Genomic DNA, 14,280 nt, shown 5'->3' with positions numbered 1-14,280 from the left:
AGGAAAGCGTGAGGGGACCCGTGGTGGTGGTCGGGGACACCCTGCTCGACCGGGACGTGGAAGGGGTGGTGAACCGCCTCTGCCCGGACTCGCCGGTGCCGGTGCTCGATGAGACGGTGGCCACCGACCGGCCCGGTGGGGCCGGTCTGGCGGCGGTGTTCGCCGCCGCGCAGGGCGCCGAGGTGGTGCTGGTGACCGCCCTCGCCGACGATGCCGGTGGTGCCCGCCTGAGTGCCCTGCTCGCCGCCGCTGGCGTGCGGGTGTACCCGCTGCCCCTGTCCGGGGCGACGCCGGAGAAGATACGGCTGCGGGCCCGGGGTCGGGTGCTGCTGCGCCATGACCGCGGCGGTGTGCCCGGCGAGCCGGGCCAGCCCTCCGAGGAGGTGTTGCGCGTGATCGGCGCGGCGTCGGCGGTGCTGGTCAGCGACTACGGCCGGGGGGTGGCCCGGCAGCCGGCGCTGCGCGACGCCCTCGCCGCCACCCGCGCGCCTGTGGTGTGGGACCCGCATCCGCGTGGCCCGGCCGCGGTGCCCGGCGTGCACCTGGCCACCCCGAACGAGTCAGAGGTGCGTGAGCTGGTCCCGGCGCTGCCCGGGACGTCCCGGCTGGCCGCCGCGTCCCGGGGCGCGCAGGGGTTGCGCCGGCGCTGGCGGGCCGGGGCGGTCGCGGTGACCCTGGGCGGGGACGGCGCGTTGCTCTGCCACGCCGGGTCGACGCCGCTGGTGGTGCCCACCCCGGGCAGCGCCGAGGGGGACACCTGCGGCGCGGGCGACCGGTTCGCGGCAGCCGCCAGCCTCGCCCTGGCCCAGGGCGCGCTGGTCTCCGAGGCGGTGCAGGCGGCCGTCGCGGAGGCGTCCGCGTACGTGGCCGGTGGGGGTGTCGCCGCGGCCCTGCCGTCGCCGGCTGACGCCCGCAACCATCAGGTACGTGCCGCCGTGCCCGGCCCCGGCGGTGACCGGGTGGGCGTCGCTCCCGTCGCCGCGCTGCTGGCCGAGGTCCGTGCCGCGGGCGGCACAGTGGTGGCGACCGGGGGCTGCTTCGACCTGCTGCACGCCGGGCACGTGGCGACCCTCCAGGCCGCCCGGCAGCTCGGCGACTGCCTGATCGTGTGCCTCAACTCCGACGCCAGCGTGGCCGGGTTGAAGGGGCCGGACCGGCCGGTCATGTCCGAGGGGGACAGGGCGCGGCTGCTCGCGGCGCTGAGCTGCGTCGACGCGGTCATGGTCTTCGACGAGTCGACCCCGGAAGCGGCGTTGTCGTGGCTGCGGCCGGACATCTGGGTCAAGGGCGGGGACTACGCCACCGGGGGAGGGGACGCCGCGAGTCTGCCGGAGGCGGAGGTCCTGCGCCGGTGGGGCGGCAACACGGTGGTGGTGCCCTACCTGGACGGTCGGTCCACGACCGACATGATCGCCCGTTCGGTCGCGCCGGTGTCGACGCCGGAGCGGGTCCGATGACCGCCACCGGACCGAGCGTCCTGGTCACCGGCGGCTCCAGCGGGCTCGGCGCGGCGGTGGTCGCCGCGGTGGCCGCCGCCGGCGGCCGGCCGCTCGTGCTGGACCGGCAGCCGCCTGTCGACGGAGTCTCCTGGACCGAGTGCGACCTGGCCGACACCCGGGCCGCCGAGGCCGCGACGCGGCACCTCGCCGAGCAGGCCGGCGGCCTGGACGCGGTGGTCACGGCCGCCGGCATGGACGTGCCGGGCCGGCTCGCCGACGTACCGGGCGAGACGTGGGACCGGATCGTGGCCGTCGACCTGCTCGCGACGGCCGCCGTGATCCGGGCCGCGCTGCCGTTCCTGTTGACCTCCCGGGGCCGCGTCGTCACTGTCGCCTCCACCCTGGGCGTCAAGGCGGTCAGCGACGCCACCGCGTACTGCGCCGCGAAGTTCGGCGTGGTGGGTTTCACCCGGGCGCTGGCCGCCGAACTCGCCGGCCAGGTCGGCGTGACCCTGCTGATTCCGGGCGGGATGCGGACGGCGTTCTTCGACGAGCGGGACCCGCAGTACAGGCCGGGGCCGGACGCCATCCTCAACGACCCCACCGACACCGCCGCGGCGATCATGTTCGCGCTCAACCAGCCGGCCGGGTGCGCAGTACGGGAACTTGTCGTCTGCGCCGAGCAGGAGACGTCGTACCCGTGATCCTGGTCCTGCGGGCCCTGGGCGTCGGCGACCTGGTCACCGCCGTGCCCGCGCTGCGGGCGTTGCGGGCCGCGTACCCCGGTCGGGAGCTGGCGCTCGCCGCGCCGGCCTGGCTGGCCCCGCTTGTCGAACTGGTCGGCGGCGTCGACCGGCTGGTGGACACCGACGGTCTCGGCCGGCCGGTGCGGGTCGGGTCGGCGCCGCGCGTCGCCGTCAACCTGCACGGGCGCGGCCCGGGATCGCACCGTTTGCTGGCCGCGACCCGGCCCGGGCGGCTGCTCGCCTTCGCCAACCAGGAGGCTGGCTTTCCCGCCGGACCGGAGTGGGTCGAGCGGGAACACGAGGTGGACCGCTGGTGCCGGCTGCTGTCCTGGTACGGCATCCCGGCCGACCGCGCCGACCTCGGCCTGCGCCGGCCCGAGCCGGCGGGACTGCCCACCGGGGCCACCCTGCTGCATCCGGGCAGCAAGATCCCCGCGAAGCGCTGGCCGGCGGACCGGTTCGCGGCACTGGCCCGCGCCCTCACCGACCAGGGCCACCGGGTGCTGTTCACCGGCTCGGCCGACGAGCGGGCTGTCGCCGTACGGGTGGCCGACGACGCCGGACTGCCGGCCGAGGCCGTGCTTGCCGGGCGGACCGACCTCGGCGTGCTCGCCGCGCTCGTGGCCGACGCCCGCCTGGTGGTCAGCGGGGACACCGGGGTGGCGCACCTCGCCACCGCGTACGGCACCCCGTCGGTGGTGCTGTTCGGGCCGGTGCCGCCGGCGCTCTGGGGGCCGCCAGCGGACCGCCCCCGGCACCGCGTGCTCTGGGCCGGCGAGATGGATTGGCCCAGCTGGGACGGGGTAGGAAGCCACCCGATGCTGGCGGCCCTGGGCCTGGACGAGGTGCTGGCCGCCGTGGCCGAGGTGGAACGGGCGGTGCGGGTCTCCGGTGCGATTGCGGCGTAGCGATCCGGGCCGGCCGGGATACCGGCGTAGCCGGCGCGGCAGGGGCTGGCTCTTTCTCGACCCGGCCGGTGACCCGGTCAGGGACCCCGACGTGCTGGCCCGGCTGCGGGACCTCGTCATCCCGCCGGCCTGGCAGGACGTGTGGATCGCGCCGCACCCCAACGGGCACATCCAGGCGACAGGCATCGACGCGGCCGGCCGCAAGCAGTACCTCTACCACCCGGTGTGGCGGGAGAAGCAGGACGAGGCGAAGTTCGACCACATGCTGGAGGTGGCGCGGCGGCTGCCGGTACTGCGCGAGCGGGTGGACAGTGACCTGGACGGTCGCGGACTCGGCCGGGACCGGGTGCTGGCAACTGTGGCCCGGCTGCTGGACATGGGGATGTTCCGGGTCGGCAGCGATCAGTACGCGGCAGGCGACGATCCGACGTTCGGGGTGTCCACCCTGCGCCCCGAGCACGCCCGGTCCCGGGGCGGCTGCGTGGTCTTCGAGTTCCCCGCCAAGGGCGGCATCGAGCAGGTACGCCGGATCGAGGACCCGGAGCTGTGCCAGGTGCTCGTCAACCTGCGTCGGCGCCGGCGGCGGGCGGACCGGCTGTTCGGCTACTGGGACGGCAGGGAGTGGCGCGACGTGCGCAGCGACGAGGTCAACGGGTATCTGCGCGACGCCAGCGGCGGGGAGATGACGGCGAAGGACTTCCGGACGTGGCACGCCACAGTGCTCGCCGCGACCGAGTTGGCGACAGTCGGCCTGGCCCGGTCGGTGACCGCGCGCCGCAGGGCGGTGGCGGCGGTGATGCGCGAGGTGGCGGACCTGCTGGGCAACACACCGACTGTGGCGCGTACGTCCTACGTGGACCCTCGGATCGTCGACCTCTACCACGACGGGGTGGTGGTACCTGTCGACCCGGACGCGCCGCGCGAGGTGGCCGAACGGGTCGTGCTGGAGGTGCTGGAGAAGGCCTGAGCGGCCCGCCGACGATTGCGCGGGGGATACCGGGCGGCCGCCCGCCGCGAGTGGCGGCGGGCGCCTCGCCACGGCCCCCCGTTAGCGGCCCACCGACGACGGCCTGCCGCTGCGCTGTCAGTCTGCCGGAGGCGAGTTGACCAGGGATGCCGGGTGGTTGACGATCCGTGCCGGATCCGAGGCGGACTCCCGGTACGCCTGCGGGCTGGTGCCGTACGCCGCCCGGAACACCCGGCTGAAGTGGGCCTTGTCGGGAAAACCCCAGCGCGCGGCGATGACCTGCACGGGCTGGGTGCGCAGGGTCGGATCGGTCAGGTCGCGCCGACACCTGGTCAACCGCAGGTCGCGGATGTACGACGCCACTGTCGTCTCCTCGGCCTCGAACAGCCTGTGCAACGAGCGCAACGAGATGTGGTGGGCGTCCGCGACGACCCGTGGGCTGAGCGCCGGGTCGCCGACGTGGCGGTGGACGTACGCCTGCACCTGGGTGACAAGCGCCCGGCGGCGTACCTCGATCGGCACCGCGTCCTCGGCGACCAGGTGGCGGCCGAGCATGGTGGTGGTCAGGTCCAGTCCGACCGCGCCGAGGCGGCCGGCGTCGGCGGCGTGATACTGCTCCGGGTGCCAGCTGATCTGGAGCAGGAACTGCGCCAGCAGCGCCCCGATCCCCTCGCTGCCGGACATCCGGCCGCCGAAGAGCGCGGCCATCCGCTCCGGCGGCAGCGGCAGCGCGGCGTGCGGGATCATCGCGATGATCGAGGTGGCGCGGCCCTGCTCCGGTTCGGTGGCGTGGTGGCCGACGTCGTGCGGCCGGGACCCGTCGTAGAAGGTGAACTCACCGGCGCGGATCTCGCTGCGTCGGCCGTCCTGACTGGACGTGCCGACGCCGTCGGTGGTGAGAGCGAGCATGTAGAGCTCCGGGTCCGACTGGCGGATGAGCTTGTGAGTTCGGGTGGCATCCAGCGACGGGTAGTGGTACTTGACCACCTGGATCGGGCCGAGGTAGAAGAAGTCGGCCCGGGCGGCGAAGTCGTCGGAGTGTGCGGACCGGATCCGCATCGGTGCCGAGGTACGCGCGACCAGGTCCAGCCACATGCCGAACCGCTCGCCCGGTGGCACGACAGTGGTGTCCATGGTTTCCCGGTGCAGCATCGGTGCCCCTCAGGAAGCTCGTCTGTCGACCAGTGCCTCGATGCCGTCGAGGATCCGGTCGAGGCCGAAGGTGAACTCGTCGTCGGGGTCGTCGTCCTGGTTGAGGACGCCGGAGGTCAGCACGCGGTGCAGTGCCGGGAAGCGCGCGGGTTCGATGAGTCGGGCCACGGTACGACCGTACGCGGGCATCATCTCGCCGGGTTCGACGCCGGCGGCCCGGCTGCCCTCGGCGATCTGGGCGGTGAGCGTGGCCTCGTTGCGGACGTAGCCGGTGATCAGCAGGATCACCGACATCTTCTCGCTCTCGGCCAGGTGGGTGTCGTCGAGGCAGCGCAGCCCGTCCTCCAGCCAGCCGAGCTGCTGGGGGGTGATCGGCGGGCCGGTGATCGGCACGTGCAGCAGCCAGGTCCGTTGCCGCAGCACGTCGCGTTCGGCGCGGGCCCAGCGGGTCAGCCCGGCGCGCCAGCCGTCGCCGGGAGCAGCCGGGCCGGGCGGCGGGCCGTAGCCCGCGTCGACCATGAGCAGGAGCAGGTCGTCCTTCGAGCCGATGTGCCGGTAGAGGGCCATGGTGGCGGCGCCCAGCTCCTTGGCGACCCGGCTCATCGAGACGGCCGTCAGCCCGTCGGCGTCGGCCACCCGTACGGCGGCGTCCACGATGCCGGGCACGCTCAGCCCGGGGCGGGGCCCCTTGGGTGGCCGCTCGCGTAGCCCCCAGGCGCTCTCGATGGCCGGGGGGAGCGCCGGCCCGCTGTCGTCTTTCTTCGCCGCCACATGTCCTCCTTGCCTTGCCATCCTAGTTCTGCGTATGGTCTACGCATTACAGCGTACGGCATACGCAGAAGGGATCTGATCATGACGACGACGATCACACAGGCACCGAGGGCGGGCCGGCGGGAGTGGATCGGGTTCACGGTGCTGATGCTGCCGCTGCTCCTGGTCTCGATGGACGTGTCGGTGCTCTACTTCGCCGTCCCGTTCATCAGCGAGGAACTGCGCCCCACCGCCACCCAGCAGCTGTGGATCTTCGACATCTACGGCTTCGTGCTGGCCGGCCTGCTGATCACGATGGGCGCTCTCGGTGACCGGATCGGCAGGCGCCGACTGCTGCTGCTCGGCGCCACCGCGTTCGGCGCGGCGTCGCTGCTCGCCGCGTACGCCCACAGCGCCGAGACGCTCATCGCCGCGCGTGCCGTGCTCGGCATCGGCGGCGCCACACTGATGCCCTCCACCCTCGCCCTGGTGCGCAACATGTTCCACGACGCCCGGCAGCGGGGCACCGCGATCGGCATCTGGACGGCCACGCTCACCGGCGGCATCGCGATCGGTCCGGTGCTCAGCGGCGTCCTGCTGGAGCACTTCTGGTGGGGCTCGATCTTCCTCATCAACATCCCGGCGATGCTGATGCTGCTCCTGCTCGCCCCGGTCCTGGTGCCCGAGTTCCGCAACCCGGCCGCCGGGCCGTTCGACCTGGTCAGCGCGGTCCTGTCGCTCGGCGCGCTGCTACCGGTGATCTACGGCATCAAGGAGATGGCCCGCGACGGCGTCGACGCGACGCGGGTGCTGGCCGTCGTCGCCGGCCTGCTCGTCGCGGCGCTGTTCCTGCGCCGGCAGCGGACCCGGCCGTACCCGATGATCGACCTGGCGCTGTTCCGCAGGCGCGGCTTCGGCGGGTCGCTCGCGGTCAACCTGCTGGCGATGTTCGCGCTCGTCGGCTTCGCCATCTTCACCACCCAGCACCTCCAGCTGGTGCTCGGCATGAGCCCGCTGCGGGCGGCACTGTGGAGCCTCGTCCCGTCGCTCGCGGTGGGCGGCGTCGCGCCGGCCGCCGCCGCCCTCGCCCAGCGCGTCGAGCGGGCGTACCTGATCGGGGCCGGCTTCGGGATCGCCGTGCTCGGCTTCGTGGTGCTGACCCGGGTCACGCCGGACTCGCACCTGTGGCTGCTGCTGGCCGGCGCCAGCGTCTACGCGGGCGGCCTGGTGATGGTGATGTCCCTCGTCACCGAGCTGGTCCTCGGCGCGGCACCCCCGGAGCAGGCGGGCGTCGCCTCCGCGCTCACCGAGTCCAGCAGCGAGCTGGGCGGCGCGCTGGGAATGGCGATCCTGGGCAGCGTGGGCGCGGCGGTCTACCGGCGCGAGGTCCTCGACGGCCTGCCCGCCGACCTGCCGCAGGGCGCCCGGGACACGGCTCGGGAGACGTTGGGCGGGGCGCTCGCCGTGGCGAAGGGGCTGCCCGGGGAGCTGGGTGACGCGGTGCTGCACGCCGCCCGGTACGCGTTCACCGACGGGCTGCACCTGGCCGCGTACGCCGCCATGGCGGCGATGCTGCTGGGCGCGGCGACCGCGCTGCTGGCGCTGCGCGGCGTGCGGCCGGCCGACCCGGCGGCGATGACCGCCGAGCCGACCGGTACGCCTCTGTCGTCCGTCAGTCGGTGAGAACGTGCGCCAGCCGGTCCCGGAAGCGCCGCTCGGAGTCGCTCACCGTCTCGCCGCCCAGGCCCAGCAACCCACCGCTGGACGCGGCGCCCACCACCTGCTCGGCGATTTTCACCAGCCAGTGCTTGTACGCGCCGGCCTCCCCCTCGTCGACCCGGGCGGCGAGCAGCGCGGCGGCCTCGCCGGCCCGCAGCAGCACGTCGTCGATCATGGCGCGCGGGTCGGCGGGCGCGATGACAGGCAGTTCCTCGCCGGTCTCCGGGTCGCCGACCCGGGTCACGATCTCGCCGGCCACGGCGGCGACCAGCGGGCTGGCCGACTCCCGTCCGGCGGCGATCGTCTCCAGCCCGGCCGCGGTCTCCGCCATGGTCCGGCGGGTGCCGTCGGACTCGGCGGCGCTCGCGGCGGTCAGCACCGACTGCGGCAGACCGACGAGCAGCCCCCACTCCCCGTCGGAGAAACCAAAACCGGTGTACGCCGGCTGCTCGATCACGGCAACGCCCCTTCCGCCCTGCTCTGTGTGGTCAATCGGTGCCCGGGTCAGGCTAGTCCAGCGTCAGCAGGCCCTGTTCGGACACCACGCGCACGGACAGGGTCTTGTACCCGACCTCGTCGAACAGAACCGTCATCTTGTCGTCCTCGTAGCCGAGCACCATGCCGTGCCCCCACTCCGGGTGGCGGACCTGGCTGTGCACCGGGAACGGCCCGACCGCGCCCTGGTCGGCGACGCTCGTGCCGTTGTGGCAGTTGTCGCAGTGCGCGCAGACCTTCGTCATCTGCTCGCCGAAGTAGGCAAGCAGGGTCTGCCCCCGGCAGGCGGTGGTCTCGGCGAACGCCCGCATCATGTCGGTCCGCGAGCGGGTGACCGTCTGCTGCCGTTCCGCCTCGGCCAGCGCCGCGGCGGCGGCGTCGGTCGGATTGGGGGAGTAGCGGGGCGCGCCGATGCGCTGGCGGGCGCGCGGCTCGGCGGCGCCCACCTGCTCCAGCAACGAGAGGTACTGGCCCAGCTTGCGCGGCCCGAGTCCGGTGGCCTCGCGCAGTTCGGTCTTCGTGGCCGGCTTGCGGCGCAGCAGCGCGGCGAGGTCGCGCAGTTCGGTCTCGTCGGGCAGGCCGCCGCTGAAGAAGCGTTGCAGACCCACGTCCTCGGCCTGCCAGAGCAGCAGCACCCGGGCCGGCTCGCCGTCGCGGCCGGCCCGGCCGATCTCCTGGAAGTAGCTGTCCGGCGAGTCGGGCAGCGCCATGTGCACCACCCAGGCGATGTTCGGCTTGTCGATGCCCATGCCGAACGCCGAGGTGGCCACCATGATCGGTACCTGGTCGGCGAGGAACGCCTCGTGCAGCTCGGCGCGCGGGCCGGCGGCCATCCCACCGTGGTAGAACTGCGCCGGGAAACCGGCGTCGGTCAACCGGCTGGCCAACTCCTCGGCCGCCCGACGGGTCGGCACGTAGATGATCCCTGGTCGACCCTCGTCGCGCAGCAGGGTCATCAGGCGCCGCCACCGGTAGTCCTCGGTGGGGCAGTGCGCCACCTCCAGGAACAGGTTGGGTCGGTCCAGACCGGACACCACCAGCTCCGGGTCGCGCAGGCGCAGCCGGGCGATGATGTCGTCGCGGACCGGCGGGGAGGCGGTGGCCGTCAGCGCGACCACAGGCGGTCGGCCGATGCCCTCGATGAGGTGCCCGAGCGCCAGGTAGTCGGGGCGGAAGTCGTGCCCCCAGGCCGAGATGCAGTGCGCCTCGTCGATCGCCACCAGCGCCGGCTTGAGCGACTTCACCTCGGCCATCCGGTCGGGGTTGCTCAACTGCTCAGGGGTGATGAACAGGAACTCCGCCCGACCCTCGCGGATCTCGGCGATCGCCTCGGCCTGCTGGGTGGCCGACTCGTTCGAACTGATCCGCACCGCCCGCAGCTCGGGGCGCTGCCGCTCGTTGAGGGCCGCGATCTGATCCTGTTGCAGGGCCAGCAGCGGGGAGATCACCACGGTGGGGCCGGGGATCAGGCTCGCCGGGATCTGGTAGATCGCCGACTTGCCGGCGCCGGTGGGCAGGACCACAAGCGCGTCGCGTCGCTTCATCACCGCGCGCATGGCGGCCAGCTGGTTGGGCCGCAGCGCGTTCCAGCCGAACAGGCTGCGCGCCGCGCGGCGCAACGACATCGAATGCGTGGACAGTTTCATCGAGGGCCGGAGGTACCCGAGCCCATGACCGCCGAAACACTTTCGACGATCATGGGCTCGTGACTCGTCGGCTCAGCGCAGTCGGGGCAGGACCTCGCGCCGGTAGAGGTCGAACAGGCCCTGGTAGTGGGGGCCGGTGTTGGCCACGTACACCTCGTCGAAGCCGGCCTTGGCGTACTTGTCGATCATCTCCAGGTGCGCGTCGGCGTTGTTTCCGCAGACGAACGCCTCCTTCATCATCTCCGGCTTGACCAGCTCGCCGGCCTGCTCGAAGTGCCGCGGCGAGGGCAGCACCTGGGACAGCTCACCGGGCACCCCGGCGTTGGGCCAGCGCTCGTACGCGATCCGCACGCCCTCGTCCTCGCTGTCCGCGTACGCCGCCTTGAAGCCGCCCTGGCACGGCTTGTCGCCGCCGCCGTTCTCGCGGAAGCGCCGGACCATGTCGCCGTCGGGCATGGTGCTCACGTAGCCGTCACCGATGCGGGCGGCCAGGTCGATGGCCTTCGGGCCGAACCCGGAGACGTAGATCGGCGGGGGAGCGTCGGGCAGCGTATAGATGCGGGCGTGCTCGACCGTGTAGTGCGTGCCGTGGTGGTTGACGAAGCCGCCCTCCCACAGCTTGCGCAGCACCTCGACGGACTCCTCCAGCATCTCCAGCCGGACGTCGGCCTGCGGCCAGGCGTCGCCGAAGATGTGTTCGTTGAGCGCCTCGCCGGTGCCGACGCCGAGCACGAACCGTCCACCGTGCAGCACCGCGCTCGTCGCCGCCGCCTGGGCGATCACCGCCGGGTGGATCCGCACGGTGGGGCACGTCACGGCCGTCGTCACCGGCAGCGAGCAGACCTGGCTGAGCGCGCCGATCATCGACCAGACGAACGGGCTCTGGCCCTGGGCGTCCACCCACGGGTGGTAGTGGTCGGAGATCCACAGCGCCTCGAAGCCTGCCTGTTCGGCGCCGCGCGCCTGCTCCAGCAACTCCTCGGGCGTGTACTCCTCACTGGACAGGAAGTAACCGATCTTCATGGCGTCCCCTTCGGCGCGCGTACCTGCTGATGTCCACGCGGTACCCCGACGCCCTCCGGTCACACCGGTGGCGCCGTTTCTCAGCGCTTGCCGAACATCGCCCGGATCGCGGCGAGCAGCAGCAGGGCGCCGACGACGAGGCCGAGCAGGCGTACGCCGGGGATGTCGGCGGGGCTCGTCGCGTCGGCAAGCAGGGCGGGATCCATTCCCGAACTCTCCCCGGGACCGCGCCGTCGGGCAACTGTAAGGTTTATTGACTATTCAATCGCTCGGTGTGACCATGGCAGCACCGCCTGCCCGGGCGGTGCGCCGAGGGCGCGCGAGAGATGGGGTACGGGGGCCGCATGAGCGAGCGCAACCAGCGGGTCGGCGGGTACGCGTCGACGCCGGGAACGGACGCCCAGCACCGCGAGGGGATCGCGTGACCGCGCCAGCCGGAGGCCTGTCGGCGCTCGCCGCCGCCGTCCTGCAACCCGGGTTCGTCGGCACCACCCCACCGCCGTGGGTGTGCCGTTGGCTCGGCGAGGGGCTTGGCGGGGTGGTCCTGTTCGCCCGCAACATCGTCGACCCCGCCCAGGTGGCGGCCCTCACCGCCACGCTGCGCGCCGAACGCCCGGACGTCATCGTGGCGATCGACGAGGAGGCCGGCGACGTCACCCGCATCGAATCCGGCCGGGGCAGCTCCCGGCCCGGCAACTTCGCCCTCGGCGCGGTCGACGACCCGGCGTTGACCGAGGCGGTCGCCCGCGACCTCGGCACCGAACTGGCAGTCGCCGGGGTCACCCTCGACTACGCCCCGGACGCCGACGTCAACTCCAACCCGGACAACCCGGTGATCGGCGTGCGTTCCTTCGGAGCGGACCCGGCGCTCGTCGCCCGGCACACCGCCGCCTGGGTCCGCGGGCTCCAGGCCGGTGGCGTCGCCGCCTGTGCCAAACACTTCCCCGGCCACGGCGACACCCGGGTCGACTCCCACCACGACCTGCCCCGCATCACCGCCGACCGGGACCGGCTCGACGCCTGCGAGCTGGCCCCGTTCCGGGCCGCCGTGGCCGCCGGGGTGCAGGCGGTGATGACCGGCCACCTGCTGGTCCCCGCCCTGGACCCGGAGCTGCCGGCCACCCTGAGCCAGCGCATCCTGGGCGGGCTGCTCCGCGACGAGCTGGGCTTCTCCGGTGTGGTCGTGACCGACGCCGTGGAGATGCGCGCCGTCGCCGACAGGTACGGCTTCGCCGGAGCGGCCGTGCGCGCGCTCGCCGCCGGCGCCGACGCCATCTGCGTCGGCGGTGAACGCGCCGGGGAGCGGGACGCCCGCGAGCTGCGCGACGCCATCGTGGCCGCCGTGGTCTCCGGTGAGCTGCCCGAGGAACGCCTCGCCGAGGCCGCCAAGCGGGTCGGTCAGCTCGCCGCCTGGACGGTCGCCGCCCGCACCACCCTGTCGAACGGGGCGCGCGGCGCCACCGACGTCGGGCTCGTCGCCGCCCGACGCGCCGTGCGGGTCAGCACCACGCGACCGGTACCGGCCGTGCTGCCACTGACCCGCCCCGCGTACGTGGTCGAGTTCGAGCCGCCGCGCAACATCGCCATCGGCGCTGAAACCCCCTGGGGCATCGGGGAGCCGCTGGGCGAGCTGCTGCCGGGCACCGACACGGTCCGCTACGCCGAACCGGACGTGCCCGCCGACCCGGGCGCCCCGGCGGGTGGGCGTCCCCTCGTGCTGGTGGTCCGCGACCTGCACCGGCACGACTGGATGCGGGAGGCCGTACGGCGGGCGGTCGCGGCCCGCCCGGACGCGGTCGTCGTCGAGCTGGGCGTACCCGAGCTGGTCATCGGGGCGGTGCACCTGGCCACCCACGGCGCCACCCGGGCCAGTGGGCGGGCGGCCGCCGAGGCGCTGACCGGGAGGACCTAGGCCTGCTCGACGACCAGGTCGGCGTACTCGGGGTGTTTGTCGACGAACGCGGCCACGAACGGGCACTGCGGCACCAGCCGGCCACCCCTGGCGCGGATCTCGTCCAGGGCACCCCGGATCAGCGCGCTGGCCACGCCCTTGCCCTGGAATCCCGGGTCCACCTCGGTGTGGGTGAGGACCAGCACCTCCCCCCGGGGCACGTACGCGGTGAAACCGGCAAGCGCGTCGTCGACCAGGATCTCGAAGCGGTTCTTGGCGGGGTTGTCCTTGACCAGGGTGCTCACCGGGTGATTCTCCCTTCCCGGTCGAGCACCACGTCGAGTTCGGCGAGCAACAGGTCCACCTCGTCGGCGGTGTTGTAGTGGTAGAGGCTGGCCCGCACGGCGCCGCCGCTGTCGCGCAGACCCATCAGTCGGAAGTACTCGTAGGCGTAGTAGTCGCCGGCCGAGAGGCAGAAACCGGCGGCGCCCAACGCCTCCTGGGTGGCCGCCGGTGACAACCCGGCGACCCGGAACGACACGGTCGGGCAGCGCCGGGCCGGCGAACCGTAGACGGTGACGGCGGGCCGTTCCGCCAGCCCGGCGAGCAGCCGCTCCAGCAGTGCCTCCTCGTGCGCCTGCGCGGCGGCCAGTCCGGCGCGCAGCCGTGCCCGCCGGTCGCCGACCGCCTCCGGGTCCAGCCCGGCGAGGTGGTCCACGGCAGCGGTGACGCCGGCCAGCAGCGGGAAGCTCGGGGTGCCGTACTCGAACCGGTCCGGCACCGCGTCGGACGACGGCAGCAGCTTCGCCGGGCGCAGCGCCTCCCAGTGCGCCGGGTCGGCCACCATCGCCGCCAGGTGCGGCCCGGACCACTTGTAGGCGCTGGTGACCAGCACGTCGGCGCCGAGCGAGGCCAGGTCGGTAGGCCCGTGCGGCACCGAGTGGACCCCGTCGACGAAGACCAGCGCGCCGACCGCGTGTGCGATCTTGGCGATCGCCGGCACGTCCGGCACGGTGCCGATGGCATTGCTGCCGGCGGTCACCGCGACCAGCCGGGTCCGCTCGCCGACCAGGTCGGTGTACTGCGCGGCGGGCAGCTCGCCGGTCTCCCGGTCGACCTCGGCCCAGCGCACCGTCGCGCCGGCCGCCTCGGCCGCCTGCACCCACGGCCGCACGTTGGCGTCGTGGTCGAGCCGGGACACGACCACCTCGTCGCCCGGGCGCCAGGTCGCGCCGAGCGTACGGGCCAGGGTGTACGTCAGCGCGGTGGCGCTCGGACCGAGCACCACCCCGGCCGGGTCGGCGTCGAGCAGGTCGGCCACCGCCGAGCGCGCCTCGGCGACCAGCTCCAACGACCGGCGACCCGGGACGAATGCGGCACTGCGGTTGCCGACCGCGCTGCGCATGGCGTCGGCCACCGCGTCGATCACACCGGCCGCGGTCTGGGTGCCCCCGGCACCGTCGAAGTGGACGAAGCCCTCGGTCAGGGCGGGGTAGGCGGCCCGGGTGCGGGCGATGTCGAAGGGCATGTCCCGGACCCTAGCC

General features: G+C 73.6%; 14 protein-coding genes. 6 read left to right on the top strand and 8 right to left on the bottom strand.

Features of this window, described 5'->3' with window-relative positions:
* The first annotated feature begins 8 nt into the window (after positions 1 to 8).
* From ACZ6N8_RS11650 to ACZ6N8_RS11635, 4 genes are read left to right on the top strand one after another with little or no spacing between them, the layout of a single operon-like run.
* Complete coding sequence (locus ACZ6N8_RS11650) at positions 9 to 1,457, top strand: PfkB family carbohydrate kinase (protein ID WP_466009399.1); 1,449 nt, start codon at positions 9 to 11, stop codon at positions 1,455 to 1,457.
* Positions 1,454 to 2,143, top strand: coding sequence for an SDR family oxidoreductase (locus ACZ6N8_RS11645; protein WP_466009397.1), 690 nt, complete (start codon positions 1,454 to 1,456; stop codon positions 2,141 to 2,143). The genes ACZ6N8_RS11650 and ACZ6N8_RS11645 overlap by 4 nt, the downstream gene beginning before the upstream one ends.
* Positions 2,140 to 3,093, top strand: a complete 954-nt coding sequence (locus ACZ6N8_RS11640) for a glycosyltransferase family 9 protein (protein ID WP_466009396.1) — start codon at positions 2,140 to 2,142, stop codon at positions 3,091 to 3,093. Before ACZ6N8_RS11645 ends, ACZ6N8_RS11640 begins: the two co-directional genes overlap by 4 nt.
* A complete protein-coding gene (locus tag ACZ6N8_RS11635) occupies positions 3,077 to 4,060 on the top strand; it encodes a DNA topoisomerase IB (RefSeq protein WP_466009394.1) in 984 nt (327 codons plus the stop codon). The genes ACZ6N8_RS11640 and ACZ6N8_RS11635 overlap by 17 nt, the downstream gene beginning before the upstream one ends.
* Before the next feature lie 117 nt (positions 4,061 to 4,177).
* On the opposite strand, the gene ACZ6N8_RS11630 is transcribed toward ACZ6N8_RS11635, so the two are convergent.
* On the bottom strand, positions 4,178 to 5,212 hold the full coding sequence (locus tag ACZ6N8_RS11630) for an AraC-like ligand-binding domain-containing protein (protein ID WP_466009393.1): 1,035 nt from the start codon (positions 5,210 to 5,212) through the stop codon (positions 4,178 to 4,180).
* Positions 5,213 to 5,221: 9 nt separating this feature from the next.
* A complete protein-coding gene (locus ACZ6N8_RS11625; RefSeq protein ID WP_466009392.1) occupies positions 5,222 to 5,983 on the bottom strand; it encodes a TetR/AcrR family transcriptional regulator in 762 nt (253 codons plus the stop codon).
* Between the two features lie 81 nt (positions 5,984 to 6,064).
* Here ACZ6N8_RS11625 and ACZ6N8_RS11620 point away from each other — a divergent pair, with 81 nt between their 5' ends.
* Entirely contained in the window at positions 6,065 to 7,645 is a 1,581-nt protein-coding gene (locus ACZ6N8_RS11620; RefSeq protein WP_466009390.1) for an MFS transporter, read from the top strand.
* Here ACZ6N8_RS11620 and ACZ6N8_RS11615 read toward each other — a convergent pair.
* The 4 genes from ACZ6N8_RS11615 to ACZ6N8_RS11600 form a co-directional block, all read right to left on the bottom strand.
* On the bottom strand, positions 7,635 to 8,138 hold the full coding sequence (locus ACZ6N8_RS11615) for a hypothetical protein (protein WP_357991579.1): 504 nt from the start codon (positions 8,136 to 8,138) through the stop codon (positions 7,635 to 7,637). The genes ACZ6N8_RS11620 and ACZ6N8_RS11615 overlap by 11 nt on opposite strands.
* 52 nt (positions 8,139 to 8,190) lie before the next feature.
* A complete protein-coding gene (locus ACZ6N8_RS11610; RefSeq protein WP_466009388.1) occupies positions 8,191 to 9,822 on the bottom strand; it encodes a RecQ family ATP-dependent DNA helicase in 1,632 nt (543 codons plus the stop codon).
* A 72-nt stretch (positions 9,823 to 9,894) separates the two neighbouring features.
* Complete coding sequence (locus tag ACZ6N8_RS11605; RefSeq protein ID WP_466009387.1) at positions 9,895 to 10,845, bottom strand: TIGR03557 family F420-dependent LLM class oxidoreductase; 951 nt, start codon at positions 10,843 to 10,845, stop codon at positions 9,895 to 9,897.
* A gap of 80 nt (positions 10,846 to 10,925) precedes the next feature.
* Positions 10,926 to 11,051, bottom strand: a complete 126-nt coding sequence (locus tag ACZ6N8_RS11600) for a hypothetical protein (protein ID WP_334628212.1) — start codon at positions 11,049 to 11,051, stop codon at positions 10,926 to 10,928.
* A 215-nt stretch (positions 11,052 to 11,266) separates the two neighbouring features.
* On the opposite strand from ACZ6N8_RS11600, the gene ACZ6N8_RS11595 reads away from it, so the two are divergent.
* Positions 11,267 to 12,757, top strand: a complete 1,491-nt coding sequence (locus tag ACZ6N8_RS11595) for a glycoside hydrolase family 3 protein (protein ID WP_466009385.1) — start codon at positions 11,267 to 11,269, stop codon at positions 12,755 to 12,757.
* Here the strand turns inward: ACZ6N8_RS11595 and ACZ6N8_RS11590 are convergent.
* Together ACZ6N8_RS11590 and ACZ6N8_RS11585 are read right to left on the bottom strand one after the other, a co-directional pair.
* Positions 12,754 to 13,041 carry a GNAT family N-acetyltransferase gene (locus tag ACZ6N8_RS11590; protein ID WP_466009383.1) on the bottom strand — a complete coding sequence of 96 codons (288 nt, stop codon included), beginning with the start codon at positions 13,039 to 13,041 and terminating at the stop codon, positions 12,754 to 12,756. The genes ACZ6N8_RS11595 and ACZ6N8_RS11590 overlap by 4 nt on opposite strands.
* Positions 13,038 to 14,264 carry a cysteine desulfurase-like protein gene (locus ACZ6N8_RS11585; RefSeq protein WP_466009381.1) on the bottom strand — a complete coding sequence of 409 codons (1,227 nt, stop codon included), beginning with the start codon at positions 14,262 to 14,264 and terminating at the stop codon, positions 13,038 to 13,040. The genes ACZ6N8_RS11590 and ACZ6N8_RS11585 overlap by 4 nt, the downstream gene beginning before the upstream one ends.
* Between the last annotated feature and the right edge of the window lie 16 nt (positions 14,265 to 14,280).

It is taken from the genome of Micromonospora sp. NPDC047521 (assembly GCF_055587305.1).
This window is presented reverse-complemented; position numbering and strand designations above follow the sequence as displayed.

Bases quoted from the DNA above. Each gene is read 5' to 3' on its own strand.
- ACZ6N8_RS11620 (WP_466009390.1), top strand. From the start codon at position 6,065: ATGACGACGACGATCACACAGGCACCGAGGGCGGGCCGGCGGGAGTGG.
- ACZ6N8_RS11585 (WP_466009381.1), bottom strand. From the start codon at position 14,264: ATGCCCTTCGACATCGCCCGCACCCGGGCCGCCTACCCCGCCCTGACC.
- ACZ6N8_RS11605 (WP_466009387.1), bottom strand. From the start codon at position 10,845: ATGAAGATCGGTTACTTCCTGTCCAGTGAGGAGTACACGCCCGAGGAG.
- ACZ6N8_RS11630 (WP_466009393.1), bottom strand. From the start codon at position 5,212: ATGCTGCACCGGGAAACCATGGACACCACTGTCGTGCCACCGGGCGAG.
- ACZ6N8_RS11645 (WP_466009397.1), top strand. From the start codon at position 1,454: ATGACCGCCACCGGACCGAGCGTCCTGGTCACCGGCGGCTCCAGCGGG.
- ACZ6N8_RS11610 (WP_466009388.1), bottom strand. From the start codon at position 9,822: ATGAAACTGTCCACGCATTCGATGTCGTTGCGCCGCGCGGCGCGCAGC.
- ACZ6N8_RS11600 (WP_334628212.1), bottom strand. From the start codon at position 11,051: ATGGATCCCGCCCTGCTTGCCGACGCGACGAGCCCCGCCGACATCCCC.